The 13,308-nt window shown below is 68.9% G+C and carries 13 protein-coding genes; 7 read left to right on the forward strand and 6 right to left on the reverse strand.

All coding sequences use genetic code 11. The annotated features are described in order from the left end of the window. Window positions 1-543 precede the first annotated feature (543 nt). Window positions 544-1,194, reverse strand: coding sequence for a hypothetical protein (locus EIZ44_RS32995; protein ID WP_037816361.1), 651 nt, complete (start codon window positions 1,192-1,194; stop codon window positions 544-546). Between the two features lie 260 nt (window positions 1,195-1,454). Between EIZ44_RS32995 and EIZ44_RS33000 the strand changes: the two genes are divergently transcribed. Both EIZ44_RS33000 and EIZ44_RS33005 read left to right on the forward strand, forming a co-directional pair. Continuing rightward, entirely contained in the window at window positions 1,455-2,492 is a 1,038-nt protein-coding gene (locus EIZ44_RS33000; protein WP_037816359.1) for a polyprenyl synthetase family protein, read from the forward strand. A 12-nt stretch (window positions 2,493-2,504) separates the two neighbouring features. Next, on the forward strand, window positions 2,505-3,935 hold the full coding sequence (locus EIZ44_RS33005; protein WP_134733055.1) for a sunset domain-containing protein: 1,431 nt from the start codon (window positions 2,505-2,507) through the stop codon (window positions 3,933-3,935). Between the two features lie 63 nt (window positions 3,936-3,998). Here the strand turns inward: EIZ44_RS33005 and EIZ44_RS33010 are convergent, their stop codons facing one another. From EIZ44_RS33010 to EIZ44_RS33025, 4 genes are all read right to left on the reverse strand, one after another. Further along, window positions 3,999-5,063 (reverse strand): 2-oxoacid:ferredoxin oxidoreductase subunit beta, encoded by a 1,065-nt coding sequence (locus EIZ44_RS33010; protein ID WP_037816355.1) that lies wholly within the window; start codon window positions 5,061-5,063, stop codon window positions 3,999-4,001. Continuing rightward, window positions 5,060-6,988 carry a 2-oxoacid:acceptor oxidoreductase subunit alpha gene (locus EIZ44_RS33015; protein ID WP_037816353.1) on the reverse strand — a complete coding sequence of 643 codons (1,929 nt, stop codon included), beginning with the start codon at window positions 6,986-6,988 and terminating at the stop codon, window positions 5,060-5,062. Before EIZ44_RS33015 ends, EIZ44_RS33010 begins: the two co-directional genes overlap by 4 nt. A 286-nt stretch (window positions 6,989-7,274) precedes the next feature. After that, entirely contained in the window at window positions 7,275-8,036 is a 762-nt protein-coding gene (locus EIZ44_RS33020; protein ID WP_043827733.1) for an enoyl-CoA hydratase, read from the reverse strand. Window positions 8,037-8,087: 51 nt separating this feature from the next. Beyond that, window positions 8,088-8,531 (reverse strand): Lrp/AsnC family transcriptional regulator, encoded by a 444-nt coding sequence (locus tag EIZ44_RS33025; RefSeq protein ID WP_037712217.1) that lies wholly within the window; start codon window positions 8,529-8,531, stop codon window positions 8,088-8,090. 74 nt (window positions 8,532-8,605) lie between these two features. Here EIZ44_RS33025 and ddaH point away from each other — a divergent pair, with 74 nt between their 5' ends. Further along, window positions 8,606-9,451, forward strand: coding sequence for a dimethylargininase (ddaH, locus tag EIZ44_RS33030; protein ID WP_107051121.1), 846 nt, complete (start codon window positions 8,606-8,608; stop codon window positions 9,449-9,451). Window positions 9,452-9,474: 23 nt separating this feature from the next. Here ddaH and EIZ44_RS33035 read toward each other — a convergent pair whose 3' ends face one another. Further along, on the reverse strand, window positions 9,475-10,335 hold the full coding sequence (locus tag EIZ44_RS33035) for an alpha/beta fold hydrolase (protein ID WP_205673385.1): 861 nt from the start codon (window positions 10,333-10,335) through the stop codon (window positions 9,475-9,477). Window positions 10,336-10,431: 96 nt separating this feature from the next. On the opposite strand from EIZ44_RS33035, the gene EIZ44_RS33040 reads away from it, so the two are divergent. From EIZ44_RS33040 to EIZ44_RS33055, 4 genes are all read left to right on the forward strand, one after another. Further along, window positions 10,432-10,893, forward strand: a complete 462-nt coding sequence (locus EIZ44_RS33040; protein ID WP_134733059.1) for a CGNR zinc finger domain-containing protein — start codon at window positions 10,432-10,434, stop codon at window positions 10,891-10,893. Between the two features lie 177 nt (window positions 10,894-11,070). Further along, complete coding sequence (locus EIZ44_RS33045) at window positions 11,071-11,703, forward strand: polysaccharide deacetylase family protein (RefSeq protein WP_037816349.1); 633 nt, start codon at window positions 11,071-11,073, stop codon at window positions 11,701-11,703. Window positions 11,704-11,852: 149 nt separating this feature from the next. Next, window positions 11,853-12,539 carry a glycoside hydrolase family 75 protein gene (locus EIZ44_RS33050; protein ID WP_134733061.1) on the forward strand — a complete coding sequence of 229 codons (687 nt, stop codon included), beginning with the start codon at window positions 11,853-11,855 and terminating at the stop codon, window positions 12,537-12,539. A gap of 94 nt (window positions 12,540-12,633) precedes the next feature. Continuing rightward, on the forward strand, window positions 12,634-13,302 hold the full coding sequence (locus tag EIZ44_RS33055) for a polysaccharide deacetylase family protein (RefSeq protein ID WP_134733063.1): 669 nt from the start codon (window positions 12,634-12,636) through the stop codon (window positions 13,300-13,302). Window positions 13,303-13,308 lie beyond the last annotated feature (6 nt).

The raw sequence follows: 13,308 nt of genomic DNA on the forward strand, positions 1-13,308 counted from the left end.
GAAAGATGCCTTGACAAGCACCCCCGCGCCGTGTTTTTGGCGTCGTATCGGGGGTGGGGGAGGTGTGGGTGCCTTGCTTTGGGTGCATCTGCTGCGGTTTGTGGTGCGGCGGCTTGCGTCCCGGTGTGGGGTTGGGTGCGTTGGCTGCGGTTTGGGGTGGGGTGGCTTGCGTCCCGATGTGGCGTTGGCTGAGGTTTGGGGTGGGGCGGCTTGCGTCCCAATGCGGGGCTGGGTGCGTTGGCTGCGGTTTGTGGTGGCGCGCGGGGGTTCGCACGCGGAGCGTGCGTGGGTGCGGCGGCGGAGCCTCTTTCGCTCGCTGCGCCGTGGTGGGGTTAGCGCCCCAATGTGGCATTGGGTGCGTGTGACGCAACGAATGCCGCATTGGGTGCGTGGGATGCACCCAATGCCGCATTGGGTGCATCGCAGTGCGGGCCGTGCGGTGCGGGCCGTGCGGTGCGGGCCGTGCGGTGCGGGGGTCCGGGTTGTGGGGCGTGAGGGGAACCCTGGGGGAATCTGGTTCCGTGAGGGTTCCCCTCATTCGCTTCAGGGAGTGGGAGCGCAGGCGGTGTGGCCGACGGTGACCGATCCCGAGGCGCCCGAGGCGGGGGCGAAGTCGATGCGCAGCATGGTCAGGGTCATGCTTCCGTCGCCGGGCAGCGTTTGGATGTTGAAGACTGCGTTCGCCAGCAGCGTGCCGTCCGATTTCGTCAGCGGCTTCGTGTAGTTCGCGGGGAGTGGCGAGGGCAGGCCGCTGATTCCGGTCAGGCCGCTCAGGGTCCAGTTCGCGTTCGTGCCGCTTTGGGTTGCCTTGCAGGTCACCGTGTACGACGAGATGCGGATTCGTTTGCCGCCGGAGCTCACCAGGGCGGACAGTTCGAAGTTGTTTCCGGTCGCCGTCGACGTGGTGGTGGTGACGTCGTTCGCCGGGTCGGTGACCTCCGTTGTGCAGGAGGACGTGCCGCCGCCGAAGCGGACGCCTGGTTGCGACACCGCTGCTGCGGAGGCGCTTGTCGGGCCTTCTACAGCGCACGGGGCTTGCGTCGGGATGGAGATGGTGGTTCCGGACTTCGTGAAGTTCGCGTTGCCGATGTCGGCGATTCCGGCCGGGCTGTCCGCGACGGCGGTGCCGGCGGTGGCGAGCAAGCCGGCGGTGGCCAGGGCTGCTCCGGCCAGTGCGGTGCGCTTGATGATCATGTCGGGTCTCCTCGGCTGTGTTGCTCCCTCTCCCGACTATCCGCAGGTCCGAATCGCCCGTTGCGTCCTCGGGCGGCGATCACCCGTCCGGGATCGCGGATCAACCCGTTCGTGGCGTGGCGGGCATCAGGGGCGGCAGTGTCGCGTTCGTCACCGTTTCCGCAGGACAGCGGGTAAAGGCAGGCCGCGGGGCAACCACTACCCTGAAGGGGGTAACCGACTGGCGAAGAGCGCCATGAGAGAGCGGAGCCGACGTGTCTGTGTCTTCACCACCTCCGGGGGCGGCCCGGGATGGCGCTGTAGAGGACCTGCGCGCGACCGTCGGGCTGCAGATCCAGGACGAGCCGTTGCTGCGCGCCATCGCGGGCGGGCTGGCGGACGTCGAGACGATGCTGCGGGACGTCGTGAAGAGTGACGTGCCCGCTGTGCACGACGCGGCGTTGCACCTGGTCGAGGCGGGGGGCAAACGTTTTCGTCCGCTGTTCACGCTGCTGTCGGCGCAGTTCGGGCCGAAGCAGGGCGAGCAGGTGCTGATCGCTGCTGCCGCGGTCGAGTTGGTGCACCTCGCGACGTTGTATCACGACGACGTCATGGACGAGGCGACCATGCGGCGCGGCGCGGAGAGCGTCAACTCGCGCTGGGACAACACGGTCGCGATCCTCACCGGTGACTACCTCTTCGCGCACGCCTCCCGGCTCGTCGCCGACCTCGGCACGGACGCCGCGCGGATCATCGCCGAGACGTTCGGCGAGCTGGTCAGCGGGCAGATGCGGGAGACCGTCGGTCCCGGCCCTGGCGACGATCCGGTCGAGCACTACCTCACCGTCATCGCGCAGAAGACCGGGTCGCTGATCGCGACGTCCGGACGCTTCGGCGGCATGATGTCCGGTGCGGCCGAGGAGCACATCCAGGCGCTGCGCCGCTTCGGCGACATCATCGGCGCGGCCTTCCAGATCTCCGACGACGTCATCGACATCGCGTCGCCCTCGGTCGAGCTGGGCAAGGCGCAAGGCACTGACCTGCGGGAAGGCGTTCGCACGCTGCCGATGCTGTACGCGCTGGCCGATCCGGGCACCGACCCGCGGCTCGTCGAGCTGCTCGCCGGCCCCATCACCGACGACGACCTGGTGGCCGAGGCGCTCGAGCTGCTGCGCCGTTCCAGTGGCCTCGAACGCGCGCGTGAAACCCTTTCCGACTACGCTTCCCGAGCACGTGCCGAGCTCGCCTCGCTGCCCGCTTCCCCTGCGCGCGACGCTTGCGAGTCGGTCGCCGACTACCTGGTCGCGCGAACGTTCTAAAAGGGGCGAGAAATGTCCATTTTCGGGCAGGTGTGGCTCTGGAGCCTGCTGGCCTTCATTGTCGGCGCGGTCATCGCCTGGCTGGTGCTGGCGCGTCCGGCGCGCAAACGGGTGCGCGAACTGGAAACGGAACTGGCGAGCGCACACGCCGACACGGCCCGCGCTGCGGCCAGCACGCCCGCGCGCACCGCGGTGCCGCCGCCCGCGGAGGACTGGACCAGAGACCGCCGCGAGCACGCTCCGACGGAAGTCATCCAGGCGACGAGCGCCTTCGAGCCGGAAGCCGAGTACGACGCGGAATACCGCACGGCGCCGGAACCGGCCGCTGCTTCTGCCGCGGACACCGCGGAAGCGCCGGAGGACGACGTCGACGAGGCGTTCGCGCAGGCTGAGGCTCGCGAACACCAAGCGGCGAACGGGCTTTTCGACAGCGCCCCCGCCGAGAGCGCTCCGGAGGACTCCGGTTCGGCCTACCGCGCCGCCGCCACCGAGTACCTGCAGCCGGTCGACACCGGTTCGCACCGCATCGCGGAACCGGCCGAGGACCACGACAGCGGCTACCACCGTGTCGCAGAACCCGCCGACGAGCACGACAGCGGCTACCACCGCGTCGCGGAGTCGGCGGACGAGCACGACAGCGGTTACCACCGGATGCCGGAACCGGCCGATGTTCCCGCGGCGGATCACTCCGAGAGTCCCGTCGAAGAGGAGCCGAGCCGGCACCTCGCCGAACCGGCGGACGGTCTGTCCTCTTTGGAGCGACGACTCGACCCGACTCCGTTGGACAGCACGGCTTCGGAGTCCGAGCCGGTCTCGCTGTTCCGTCCGGGTCCGGGCCGCGCGCCCGAACCGGAACCGGACTGGTTCAACCAGCCGGAAACGGCGCAGCGGTCGCCGTTCGAGGAACCCGCCGAACCGGTGGAGTCAGCCGTCGGCCACCTCGAAGAGGATTCGTCGACCGATCACCTGATCCCGAGCGCCGAGCCAGTCGCCGCTGAGTCCACAGAGGACACCGCGGAAGGCAGCCAGGGCCTGCCGAAGCGACAGCGCCGCGAATCCCCGCGTGGCGGTTTCGACCCGCCGCGGCCGATCCAGCCGTCGATGCGCCCGGTGGAGCGCCGTGAACCGGATCTCGCCGGTGGGCACAGCGGTTCGCTGTTCGAGCCGTCCGTGCAACCGAATCAGGCCGCGATGGCCGCTCCGGAACCGCCGCCCGCACGGCAGACCGCGGACGACGCGGTGCCGCCGGGACCGTTCGGACCTGGTTCGGCGATGCCGCGTCCGGGCGGCGGTCGTCCGGCGGAGGGTTTCACCGTGAAGGCGAGCGTGACGGCGTTGCGGTATTGCGGGGAGGATTCGCCGCAGTTCCCGAAGATGGTGGCTGAGGTGTGGTTCCGCAGCGCCGCCGATGCTGAGCGGGTCGGGTTCCGTCCGCTGCACTGAGTCCACATAAGACAAAGGCCGCCATTCCCGAGATCGGGAGTGGCGGCCTCTGTCTTATGTGGACTATGCGACGGTCCAGGTGTCCTTGCCTCGCAACAATCCCTGCAGGTCCGGCTTGCGCGCCTCGCGCGCCTGCTCGACCTGGGCCCGTGCGGCGTCGTCGTACGTGGGGCGTTCGACCTGGCGCAGGATGCCCGTCGGGACGTGGTTCAGGTTCTGGTCGCCGAGGCGGGAAAGCGCGAAGGCGTACGACGTGTCCGCGATCGACGGGTCGTGCACCACCAGGTTTTCCTCGCCGATCTCGGCGACCTTGCCGACGTCCAGGCCGCCCCAGTCGCCGCGGCGGACGCCGAATTCGGCTTCCGGGCCGAAGCGGATCGGTTCGCCCGCGCGCAGCGGGATCAGCCGGGACGCGGCCTCGTCCTTGTCCTTCAGCACGTCGAACGCGCCGTCGTTGAAGATCGGGCAGTTCTGGTAGATCTCCACCAGCGCCGAACCGCGGTGTTTCGCCGCCGCTTCAAGGACTTCGGTGAGGCCCTTGCGGTCGGAGTCCATCGCGCGGCCCACGAACGACGCTTCCGCGCCGATCGCCAGCGACAGCGGGTTGAACGGCGTGTCCAGCGAACCCATCGGGGTCGACTTGGTGACCATGCCCTGGCCGGACGTCGGCGAGTACTGGCCCTTGGTCAGCCCGTAGATCCGGTTGTTGAACAGCAGGATCTTGATGTTCACGTTGCGCCGCAACGCGTGGATCAGGTGGTTGCCGCCGATGGACAGCGCGTCGCCGTCGCCGGTGACGACCCACACCGACAGGTCGGGACGCGTGGTGGCGAGCCCGGTCGCGATCGACGGCGCGCGGCCGTGGATCGAGTGCATGCCGTAGGTGTTGAGGTAGTACGGGAACCGCGACGAGCAGCCGATGCCGGAGATGAAGACGATGTTCTCGCGCTTCAGCCCGAGCGTCGGCAGGAACGACTGCACGGCGTTGAGCACCACGTAGTCGCCGCACCCGGGGCACCAGCGCACTTCCTGGTCGGACTTGTAGTCCTTGGCCTTCTGCGGTTCGTCGGTGGTCGGCACCAGGTCGATGCCGCCCAACTGCGGCAGCCCGAGATCGATGGCGGTCACTTGACGCCCTCCGGAACGAGGTTGGCGATGATGTCGGCGAACACGTTCTGCAGTTCCTCGGCCTTGAATGGCAGGCCGGCGACCTTGGTGTAGGAGTGCACGTCCACCAGGTACTTCGCCCGCAGCAGCAGGGCGAGCTGGCCAAGGTTCATCTCCGGGACGACGACCCGGTCGTAGCGGGCCAGCACCTCGCCGAGGTTGTGCGGCAACGGGTTGAGGTGCCGCAGGTGTGCCTGCGCGATGGGCATCCCGAGCTTGCGCACCCGGCGGCAGGCCGCGCCGATCGGGCCGTAGGACGAACCCCAGCCCAGCGCCAGCACGCGCGCCTCGCCGGACGGGTCGTCGACCTCGAGGTCCGGCACGTCGATGCCGTCGACCTTCGCCTGGCGCAGCCGCACCATCTTGTCGTGGTTGTCCGGGTCGTAGGAGATGTGCCCGGTGCCGTCGGCCTTCTCCAGCCCGCCGATGCGGTGCTGCAGCCCGGGAGTGCCCGGGATCGCCCACGCCCGCGCGAGCGTCTCCGGATCGCGCACGTACGGCCAGAACTCGCCGGATCCGTTGTCGGAGTTGGGTTCCGACGCGAATTCCACGCGCAGATCCGGCAGGTCCTCGACATTCGGGACCAGCCACGGTTCGGACCCGTTGGCGATCGCGCCGTCGGACAGCAGCAGCACCGGCGTGCGGTACTTCAGGGCGATCCGGGTGGCCTCGATCGCCGCGTCGAAACAGTCGGCGGGCGAGAGCGGCGCGACGATCGGCACCGGCGATTCGCCGTTGCGGCCGAACATCGCCTGCAGCAGGTCGGCCTGCTCGGTCTTGGTCGGCAGGCCGGTGGACGGCCCGCCGCGCTGCACGTCGATGATCACCAGCGGCAGTTCGGTCATCACGCCGAGGCCGATGGTCTCCGACTTGAGCGCGACGCCGGGGCCGGACGTGGACGTGATGCCCAGCGCCCCGCCGTAGGACGCGCCGAGCGCGGCCCCGATGCCCGCGATCTCGTCCTCGGCCTGGAAGGTGATGATGCCGTAGTTCTTGTGCTTGGACAGTTCGTGCAGCACGTCCGAGGCCGGCGTGATCGGGTACGTGCCGAGCAGGATCTGCAGCCCGGACTGCTGTCCGGCGGCCACGATCCCGTACGCCAGCGCGGTGTTCCCGGTGATCTGCCGGTAGGTTCCCTTGTCCAGCTTCGCGGGCGCGACCTCGAAGGTGGTCGCGAACGATTCGGTGGTCTCGCCGTAGTTCCAGCCCGCCCGGAAGGCGAGGATGTTCGCCTCGGCGATGTCCGGCTTCTTCGCGAACTTCTCGCGCAGGAACCGCTCGGTGCCCTCGGTCGGCCGGTGGTACATCCACGACAGCAGGCCGAGCGCGAACATGTTCTTGCAGCGTTCGGCGTCCTTCTTGCCGAGGCCGGTGTCGGCGAGCGCGCCCTGGGTCAGCGTCGACATGGCGACCCGGTGCACCTGGAACGGCGACAGCGAATCGTCGTCGAGCGGGTCGGTCTCGTAGCCGACCTTCACCAGGTTCCGCTTGGAGAACTCGTCGGTGTTGAGGATGATCGTCCCGCCGTGCGGGACGTCGCGCACGTTCGCCTTGAGCGCGGCGGGGTTCATCGCGACGAGCACGTCCGGCCGGTCGCCCGGCGTGAGGATGTCGTAGTCGGCGAAATGCACCTGGAAGGACGAGACGCCGGGGATGGTGCCCTGCGGCGCCCGGATCTCGGCGGGGAAGTTGGGCATGGTCGACAGGTCGTTCCCGAAGGCAGCCGCCTCCGAGGTGAACCGGTCGCCGGTCAGCTGCATCCCGTCGCCCGAGTCGCCGGCAAACCGGATGACCACCCGGTCCAGCTTGTTCACCTCGGTGGTCCGGGACGCGGCCAGCGCGCCGTGCCCGTTCCCGGCCGCGCTGCCGTTCGCACTGGTGCTCATGGGTCAGGGAATCCCTCTCTCCCGGCGTGCTGCGGGCCAGGGTCGGCTCCCCGGGGAGCCCGCCGAGGCCTGCTTCCGAGGTTACTCGCCACACCTGTGGCCGCGGTCGCAGAGCGGTCAAGTGTGGGGTCGCCAGGCCGAGTGCCCACCGGGGTGTCTTCGATCGTAGGGCGAATCGGCCCGGCGTCCGGAGTGACGCGCGTCTCTCGCCGCCGCTACGGCACTGACCAGCAGTTTGCTCCAGGTTGAGGGTTCTCGGAATGTGAGAATTTGTGCGCGGCGGTGCTCAGCGGCCGCTGATGCGTGCTTTCATCGCCGCCAATCGCTCCGCGAATGCCGGTGCGGCCAGCGATTCCAGCTGCGGAGCGAGTTCGGCGTCGACCGCGGCGGCGTGTTCGGTGAGGCCGCTCGTCTGCCGCATAGTCCGCTTGGTGGACAGCACCACCTCGCGCGGAGCGGCGACCGCCGGGGCGGCGAGGTCGCGGGCGGCCTGGACCAATGCGTCGTGGTCGCCGTCCACCAAGCGCAGGGCGAACCCCACCCTTACCGCGGATTCCGCGGTAAGGGTTTCGCCGAACAACGCCATCGCGGACGCCTGCTGCGGACCGAGGATTCGTTGCGACATCCAGGTCATGCCGCCGCCGGGGTGCAAGCCGAGTTCGAGGAACCGCGGGATGAACTTGGCGTGCGGACCCACGAGCCGGACGTCGGCGGCCAGTGCGAGGTTCAGACCAGCGCCGACAGCGGCCCCGCCGACCGCGGCGATCGTCGGCAGGCTGCATCCCGCGACAGCGAGGAAGCCCGCGTACACCGAACGCAATCCTTCGGCGTCTGCCTTGCCCAGCGCGGTGAGGTCCGCGCCCGCGCAGAACGCCGGCGGGGCGCCCGTGACGATCACGGCGTGCACGCTCTCGTCGGCCTCGGCGCGCGCGACCGCGGCGGCCAGTTCGGCGGAGAGGTCGAGGGTCAGCGCGTTGCGGCTTTTCGGGGCGTCGACGGTGAGCAGCGCGATGCCCTGGTCGTGCTCGCTGTGAATGCGGTCGGTCATGGCGCTCAGCATCGCAGGGTCGTGGGTGCCGCTGCCGGTTAGAACCGTCACTCAGGACGGCGTCGGCGGCCGCTCCAGCAGCCGGGACAGCACGACTGTCGACACTGTCCGGTCGATGATTTCCAACCCGCGCAGCCGTTCCAACGCGGTCTCGAGGTGGTGGATGTCGGCGGCGCGCAGGTGGACGATCGCGTCCGCCGCGCCGGACACCGTGTACGCGGCGACGACCTCGGTCAACGGTTCGAGCCGGGCCCGGATCCGGCCGGGCGTGACGTTGCCCTGGCAGTGCACCTCGACGAACGCCTCGGTGCCCCAGCCGAGCGCCTCCGGGTCGACGACCGCGGTGAAGCCGCGCAGCACGCCCGTTTCCAACAGCCGGTCCACGCGTCGTTTCACCGCCGGGGCGGACAGCCCGACCACCTTGCCGATCTCCGCGTAGCTGGAGCGGGCGTTGGCCACCAGGCAGGAAACGATTCGCTGGTCGATGGTGTTCACACGCAATGTTTAGCACGCAGGTGCGCAGTGAACAGCGATTGATTGCGAGATTAGGTCGACCTTAGCCTTGTTGCATGCAGGGAGAGGTTGTGCCGCCGCGGGTGCCCACGCCCCGCCGTTACCTGATGTGCCCGCCGCGTTATTTCGCCGTCGACTACGCGATCAACCCCTGGATGGACCCCTCGAAGCCGGTCAGCGCGGACGTCGCCGTCGCGCAGTGGACCGAGCTGCGCGACACCTACCGCCGCCTCGGCCACACGGTCGAGGAAATCGACCCGCAACCTGGCCTTCCGGACATGGTGTTCGCGGCCAACTCGGGCACCGTCGTGGACGGGCGCGTGCTCGGCTCGCGGTTCCGCGCCCCGCAGCGCGCCGCCGAGGCGGAGCACTTCCGCCGCTGGTTCCTCGAACACGGCTACCGCGACCTGACCATGCCGGAGAAGATCAACGAGGCCGAGGGCGATTTCGCCTGGACCGGCCGGGTGCTGCTGGCCGGCACCGGCTTCCGCACCGACCCGGCCGCGCACGCCGAGGCGCAGGAGGTCCTCGGCGTCCCGGTCGTGTCGCTGCAGCTGATCGACCCGCGCTACTACCACCTCGACACCGCGCTGTTCGTGCTGGCCGAGGCGACGGACACGACGACCGCGCAGGTCGTCTACTACCCGGACGCGTTCTCGCCGGGCTCGCAGCGGGTGCTGCGCCGGATGTTCCCGGACGCAGTGCTTGCCACCGCAGCCGACGCCGAATGCTTCGGGCTGAACGGGGTGTCCGACGGGCGCAACGTCGTGTTGCCGGTCGAGGCGACCGACCTTGGCGCGCGGCTCGCTGAGCGGGGTTACGAGCCGGTGTATGTGGACATTTCGGAGCTGCGGAAGGCTGGCGGCGGGCCGAAGTGCTGCACGCTGGAGATCCGCAAGTAGGACGCCGGTTTCGCCGAGCCCGGTTACCTGAGGACCCGGCCGAGGAAGCCGTGCAGGTAGCCCGCGACGACGTCGAGATGGCTTTCCAGCAGGAAGTGGCCGCCGTCGATCAGATGCACTTCGGCGTCTCGCGCGTCGCGGGCGAAGGCTTCGGCGCCGGCCGGGCCGAAGATCTCGTCGTTGCGGCCCCACACGGCGAGCACCGGGACGTCGTGCGTGCGCAGGAATTCGTGCAGCAGCGGGTAAAGCGGGCGGTTGTTCTGGTAGTCGCGGAACAGCGCGAGCTGGATTTCGTCGTTGCCGGGGCGGGACACCCGGGCGTGGTCGTGTTCCCAGGTGTCCGGGCTGACCAGGCTCGGGTCGGGGACGCCGTGCAGGTACTGCCAGCGGATGGCGTCGTAGCTCAGCGCGGCGCGGACAGCCGGTTCGGTATCCGGGCCGGGGTTCGCGCCGTAGGCCCAGAGGCCGGTCCAGAACGAGTCGACGAAGCCTTCCTCGTATCCGTTGCCGTTCTGCGTGACGATGGCGGAGATCCGGTCGGGGTGCTTGAGAGCGAGCCGCCAGGCGATCGGGGCACCGTAGTCCTGGACGTACACCGCATAGCGGTCCAGGCCGAGCTGGTCGAGCAGGCCGGACGTGAGGTCGGCGAGTGCGTCGAAGGTGTAGTCGAACTCGTCGGCTGAGGGAGCGGCGGAGTGCCCGAAGCCGAGGTGGTCCGGCGCGATCACGCGGTAGCGGCCGGCCAGCAGCGGGATGAGGTTCCGGAACATGAACGAGCTGGTCGGATACCCGTGCAGCAGGACGATCGCGGGCGCGTCGGCGGGACCGGCCTCGCGGTAAAAGAGCTCGTGGCCGTCGACGGTCGCCGTCCGGTGCTGGATCATGGCTAACCCCTTTGAGGTTTTAATCTGGTTAGGTGCTCGCCATGGAAGCATGGCCGGGCTAACCTGTCAAAGGGTTCAATCTGGTTAGGGGCTGCGATGGACGTGCTCGACCTGCTCAACAGCAGGCCGCTGGTCAACGGCGAGGAACAGGACGCGCTGGGGCAGCAGTGGGCGCGGGAGCACGGCGGAGACGGAAGCGCCGCGGAGCTGGAGCTGCTGCGTCAGGCGCGAGATCTCCTGCGCGACGTCGTGCGCGGGGACAGCTCGCCGACTGTGTTGCGTCCGCTTCTCGACAGGGTGCGGCAGGTTCCGGAGGTCTCCGCGGACGGGCTGCAGTGGTCAGTGGAAACGCCGCCGCATGCTCGGCTGGCCGTCGAAGCGATTCTGGATTGGGCGGCGCTCGAAAAGGATCTTCCTGGGCGGCTGCGGGCCTGCGCGAATGACGAGTGCCAGCTGTTCCTGCTCGATCGCAGCCGCGCCAATCGCGCCCGCTGGTGCTCGATGGCGGCCTGCGGCAACCGGGAGAAGGCGCGGCGGCACTATCAACGCAATCATTGAATCTTCACCCAAACGTGTGAAGATGGGGGCTGTCTACAAGTGTGGACATATTCCGATTTTCCTGCGGGAGTGTTTAGTCTGGGCTGGAAATGCACTGTTGACCATGGGATCGGCGTCGGTAACTACTCCGTTTGCTAATCCGATTAATCGGGTACGGTACGACGGACGGGAGGCGCGATGATCACCTTTGCGGTGCACGGCATCGGGAAGCCCCAGCGGGCCCTCGATCCCGGTGAGGACGAGCGGTGGATCACCGTGCAGCAGTTCGACGCGCTGCTGGACGTCGTCTCGGGGACGGGTGCGCAGCTCACCTTCGACGACGGGAACTCGTCGGATGTCGAGATCGCCTTGCCGCGGCTGGTCGAGCGCGGGCTTTACGCCGAGTTCTTCCCGTTGGCCGGCCGGGTCGGCGAGCGCGGGTACGTCGACCGCGCCGGGCTGCGGCAGCTGGTGGACGCGGGGATGCACGTCGGATCGCACGGCTGGGACCGGCTGGACTGGCGGCGGTTCGACGGTTCGTTCGCGGTGCGCCGGGAACTGGACGACGCGCCGAGGTTGCTGGAGCAGTTGAGCGGTACGCCGGTGCGGCGGTTTTCGCTGCCGGAGGGCCGGTTCGACCGTCGGGTGCTGACGCATCTGCGCGACGCCGGAGCGACGCGCGTGTACGCGAATGTCGGCGGAGTGCGCGGGGCGGCACTGGTGCGGTCGCGGACGGAGATCCGCTCGGACCTGAGCCCGCGGTGGGCCGAGGCAGTGAGCCGCCGTCCGCGCCGATTCACCGGCCGCTGGGCGTCGAGGCCCGGTCGGTAACCGGTCCTCCATTCGAGACGAGTCTTCACGGACTGCTCGCTTCGGCGGGAAAAAACACCCTCTTTTGGCGGGTTGTGACCGCATCCGTTCGGCGGCATCCTGAGCGCGCGCCGCCGTAAGGAAAGTTTCCTAATAAACAGGGAGCGTCGATGCGGAAACTCGTCCTGCTCGCGATTCTGGCGATAGCCGCCGCCGTCCTGCCCACCGCGCTCGCCTCCGCGGCGACCCCCGCTCCGGAAGCGGTCCAGGCGGGCCCGACCGCGGATCAGATCCTCGCCAAGGTGGCGTCCTGCAATCAGATCTCCAACGGCAAATACCAAACCGACGAAGACTCCGGCAGCGCGTCCGTCCCGGTCTGCGACGCGGGCAAAGCGGTCTTCTGGAAAGCCGACATGGACATCGACTGCGACGGCCAGCGCACCACCGAGTGCAACGAGAACACCGACTGCTGCTTCCTGCCCGACACCGCTTTCCCGCAATCCGACGGGAAACCGCTCAACGCCGCCAAGCTGCCGTACATCGTCGTCCCCAGTTCGAGCAGCATCTGGAACTACGAAAACTCCGGCCTCAACGGCGGCGGTTCCTGCGCGGTGATCTACAACGGCAAGGTCGAATACGCGGTCATCGGGGACACCGGGCCGAACAAGATCATCGGCGAAGCGTCGTACGCGACGGCCAAGGACCTCGGCATCAACCCGGACCCGAAGAACGGCGGCGTCGACTCCGGCGTGACGTACGTGTGCTTCAAGGACTCGGCGGTGAACCCGATCGAGGACCACGCCGCGGCGACGAGCACGGGCGAAAAGCTGGCGTCGGAGTTCGTGGGCGGAAACTGAGTTTTTCGCTCGCCCGGCCCGGACACCCGCCCCGGTCGCGTAACTTTCGCCCGGTTTTCCGCGATTGGCCCGTTAGCGCGGAGAAAGGCGGGCGATGACAGGCAGGCTGGTGAACCTCACGGTGCACGGCATCGGCGCACCCGGGCGCGCGCTGGATCCGGGCGAAGACAAAACGTGGGTACGGGTCGACCAGTTCGAACGGGTGCTGGACGCGGTGGCGGGCCGCCCCGAGGTCCGGCTGACGTTCGACGACGGGAACGCCTCGGACGTCGAGATCGCGTTGCCGAGGCTCGTCGAACGCGGACTGCACGCGGAATTCTTCTTGCTGGCGGGGCGAATCGGCCGTCCCGGATCCGTCGGCGAAAACGGAATCAAGCACCTTTTGGACGCCGGTATGGCCATCGGCTCGCACGGCTGGGCGCACCGCGACTGGCGGCGGCTCAGCGGCGGCGAGGTCGATCAGGAACTCGCGGAGGCTCCGGAAGCGCTCGCCCGGCAGACCGGCGCACCGGTCCGCCGGGTCGCGATTCCGTTCGGCTCCTACGACCGGACTGTCCTGCGCCGGCTGCGTGGCGCGGGCGTGACGCGGGTGTACACGAGCGACGGCGGCCCGGCGCGAGAGCAGGACTGGCTGCAAGCGCGGACAAGCCTCGCGCACGACCTCGATTCCGCCTGGATCGAGGATGTGCTCGGCGGGGCGCCCGGGCTTCGCCGCCGGGCTCGGCGGGGCGTCGCGAAGCTCGTTAAGCGGTGCCGCGGCTGACGGGTT

Source organism: Amycolatopsis nivea, assembly GCF_004522235.1.
Taxonomy (GTDB): domain Bacteria; phylum Actinomycetota; class Actinomycetes; order Mycobacteriales; family Pseudonocardiaceae; genus Amycolatopsis; species Amycolatopsis nivea.

Bases quoted from the DNA above. Each gene is read 5' to 3' on its own strand.
- EIZ44_RS32995 (WP_037816361.1), bottom strand. From the start codon at position 1,194: ATGATCATCAAGCGCACCGCACTGGCCGGAGCAGCCCTGGCCACCGCC.
- EIZ44_RS33005 (WP_134733055.1), top strand. From the start codon at position 2,505: ATGTCCATTTTCGGGCAGGTGTGGCTCTGGAGCCTGCTGGCCTTCATT.
- EIZ44_RS33015 (WP_037816353.1), bottom strand. From the start codon at position 6,988: ATGAGCACCAGTGCGAACGGCAGCGCGGCCGGGAACGGGCACGGCGCG.
- EIZ44_RS33020 (WP_043827733.1), bottom strand. From the start codon at position 8,036: ATGACCGACCGCATTCACAGCGAGCACGACCAGGGCATCGCGCTGCTC.
- ddaH (WP_107051121.1), top strand. From the start codon at position 8,606: ATGCAGGGAGAGGTTGTGCCGCCGCGGGTGCCCACGCCCCGCCGTTAC.
- EIZ44_RS33035 (WP_205673385.1), bottom strand. From the start codon at position 10,335: ATGATCCAGCACCGGACGGCGACCGTCGACGGCCACGAGCTCTTTTAC.
- EIZ44_RS33040 (WP_134733059.1), top strand. From the start codon at position 10,432: ATGGACGTGCTCGACCTGCTCAACAGCAGGCCGCTGGTCAACGGCGAG.
- EIZ44_RS33045 (WP_037816349.1), top strand. From the start codon at position 11,071: ATGATCACCTTTGCGGTGCACGGCATCGGGAAGCCCCAGCGGGCCCTC.
- EIZ44_RS33050 (WP_134733061.1), top strand. From the start codon at position 11,853: ATGCGGAAACTCGTCCTGCTCGCGATTCTGGCGATAGCCGCCGCCGTC.
- EIZ44_RS33055 (WP_134733063.1), top strand. From the start codon at position 12,634: ATGACAGGCAGGCTGGTGAACCTCACGGTGCACGGCATCGGCGCACCC.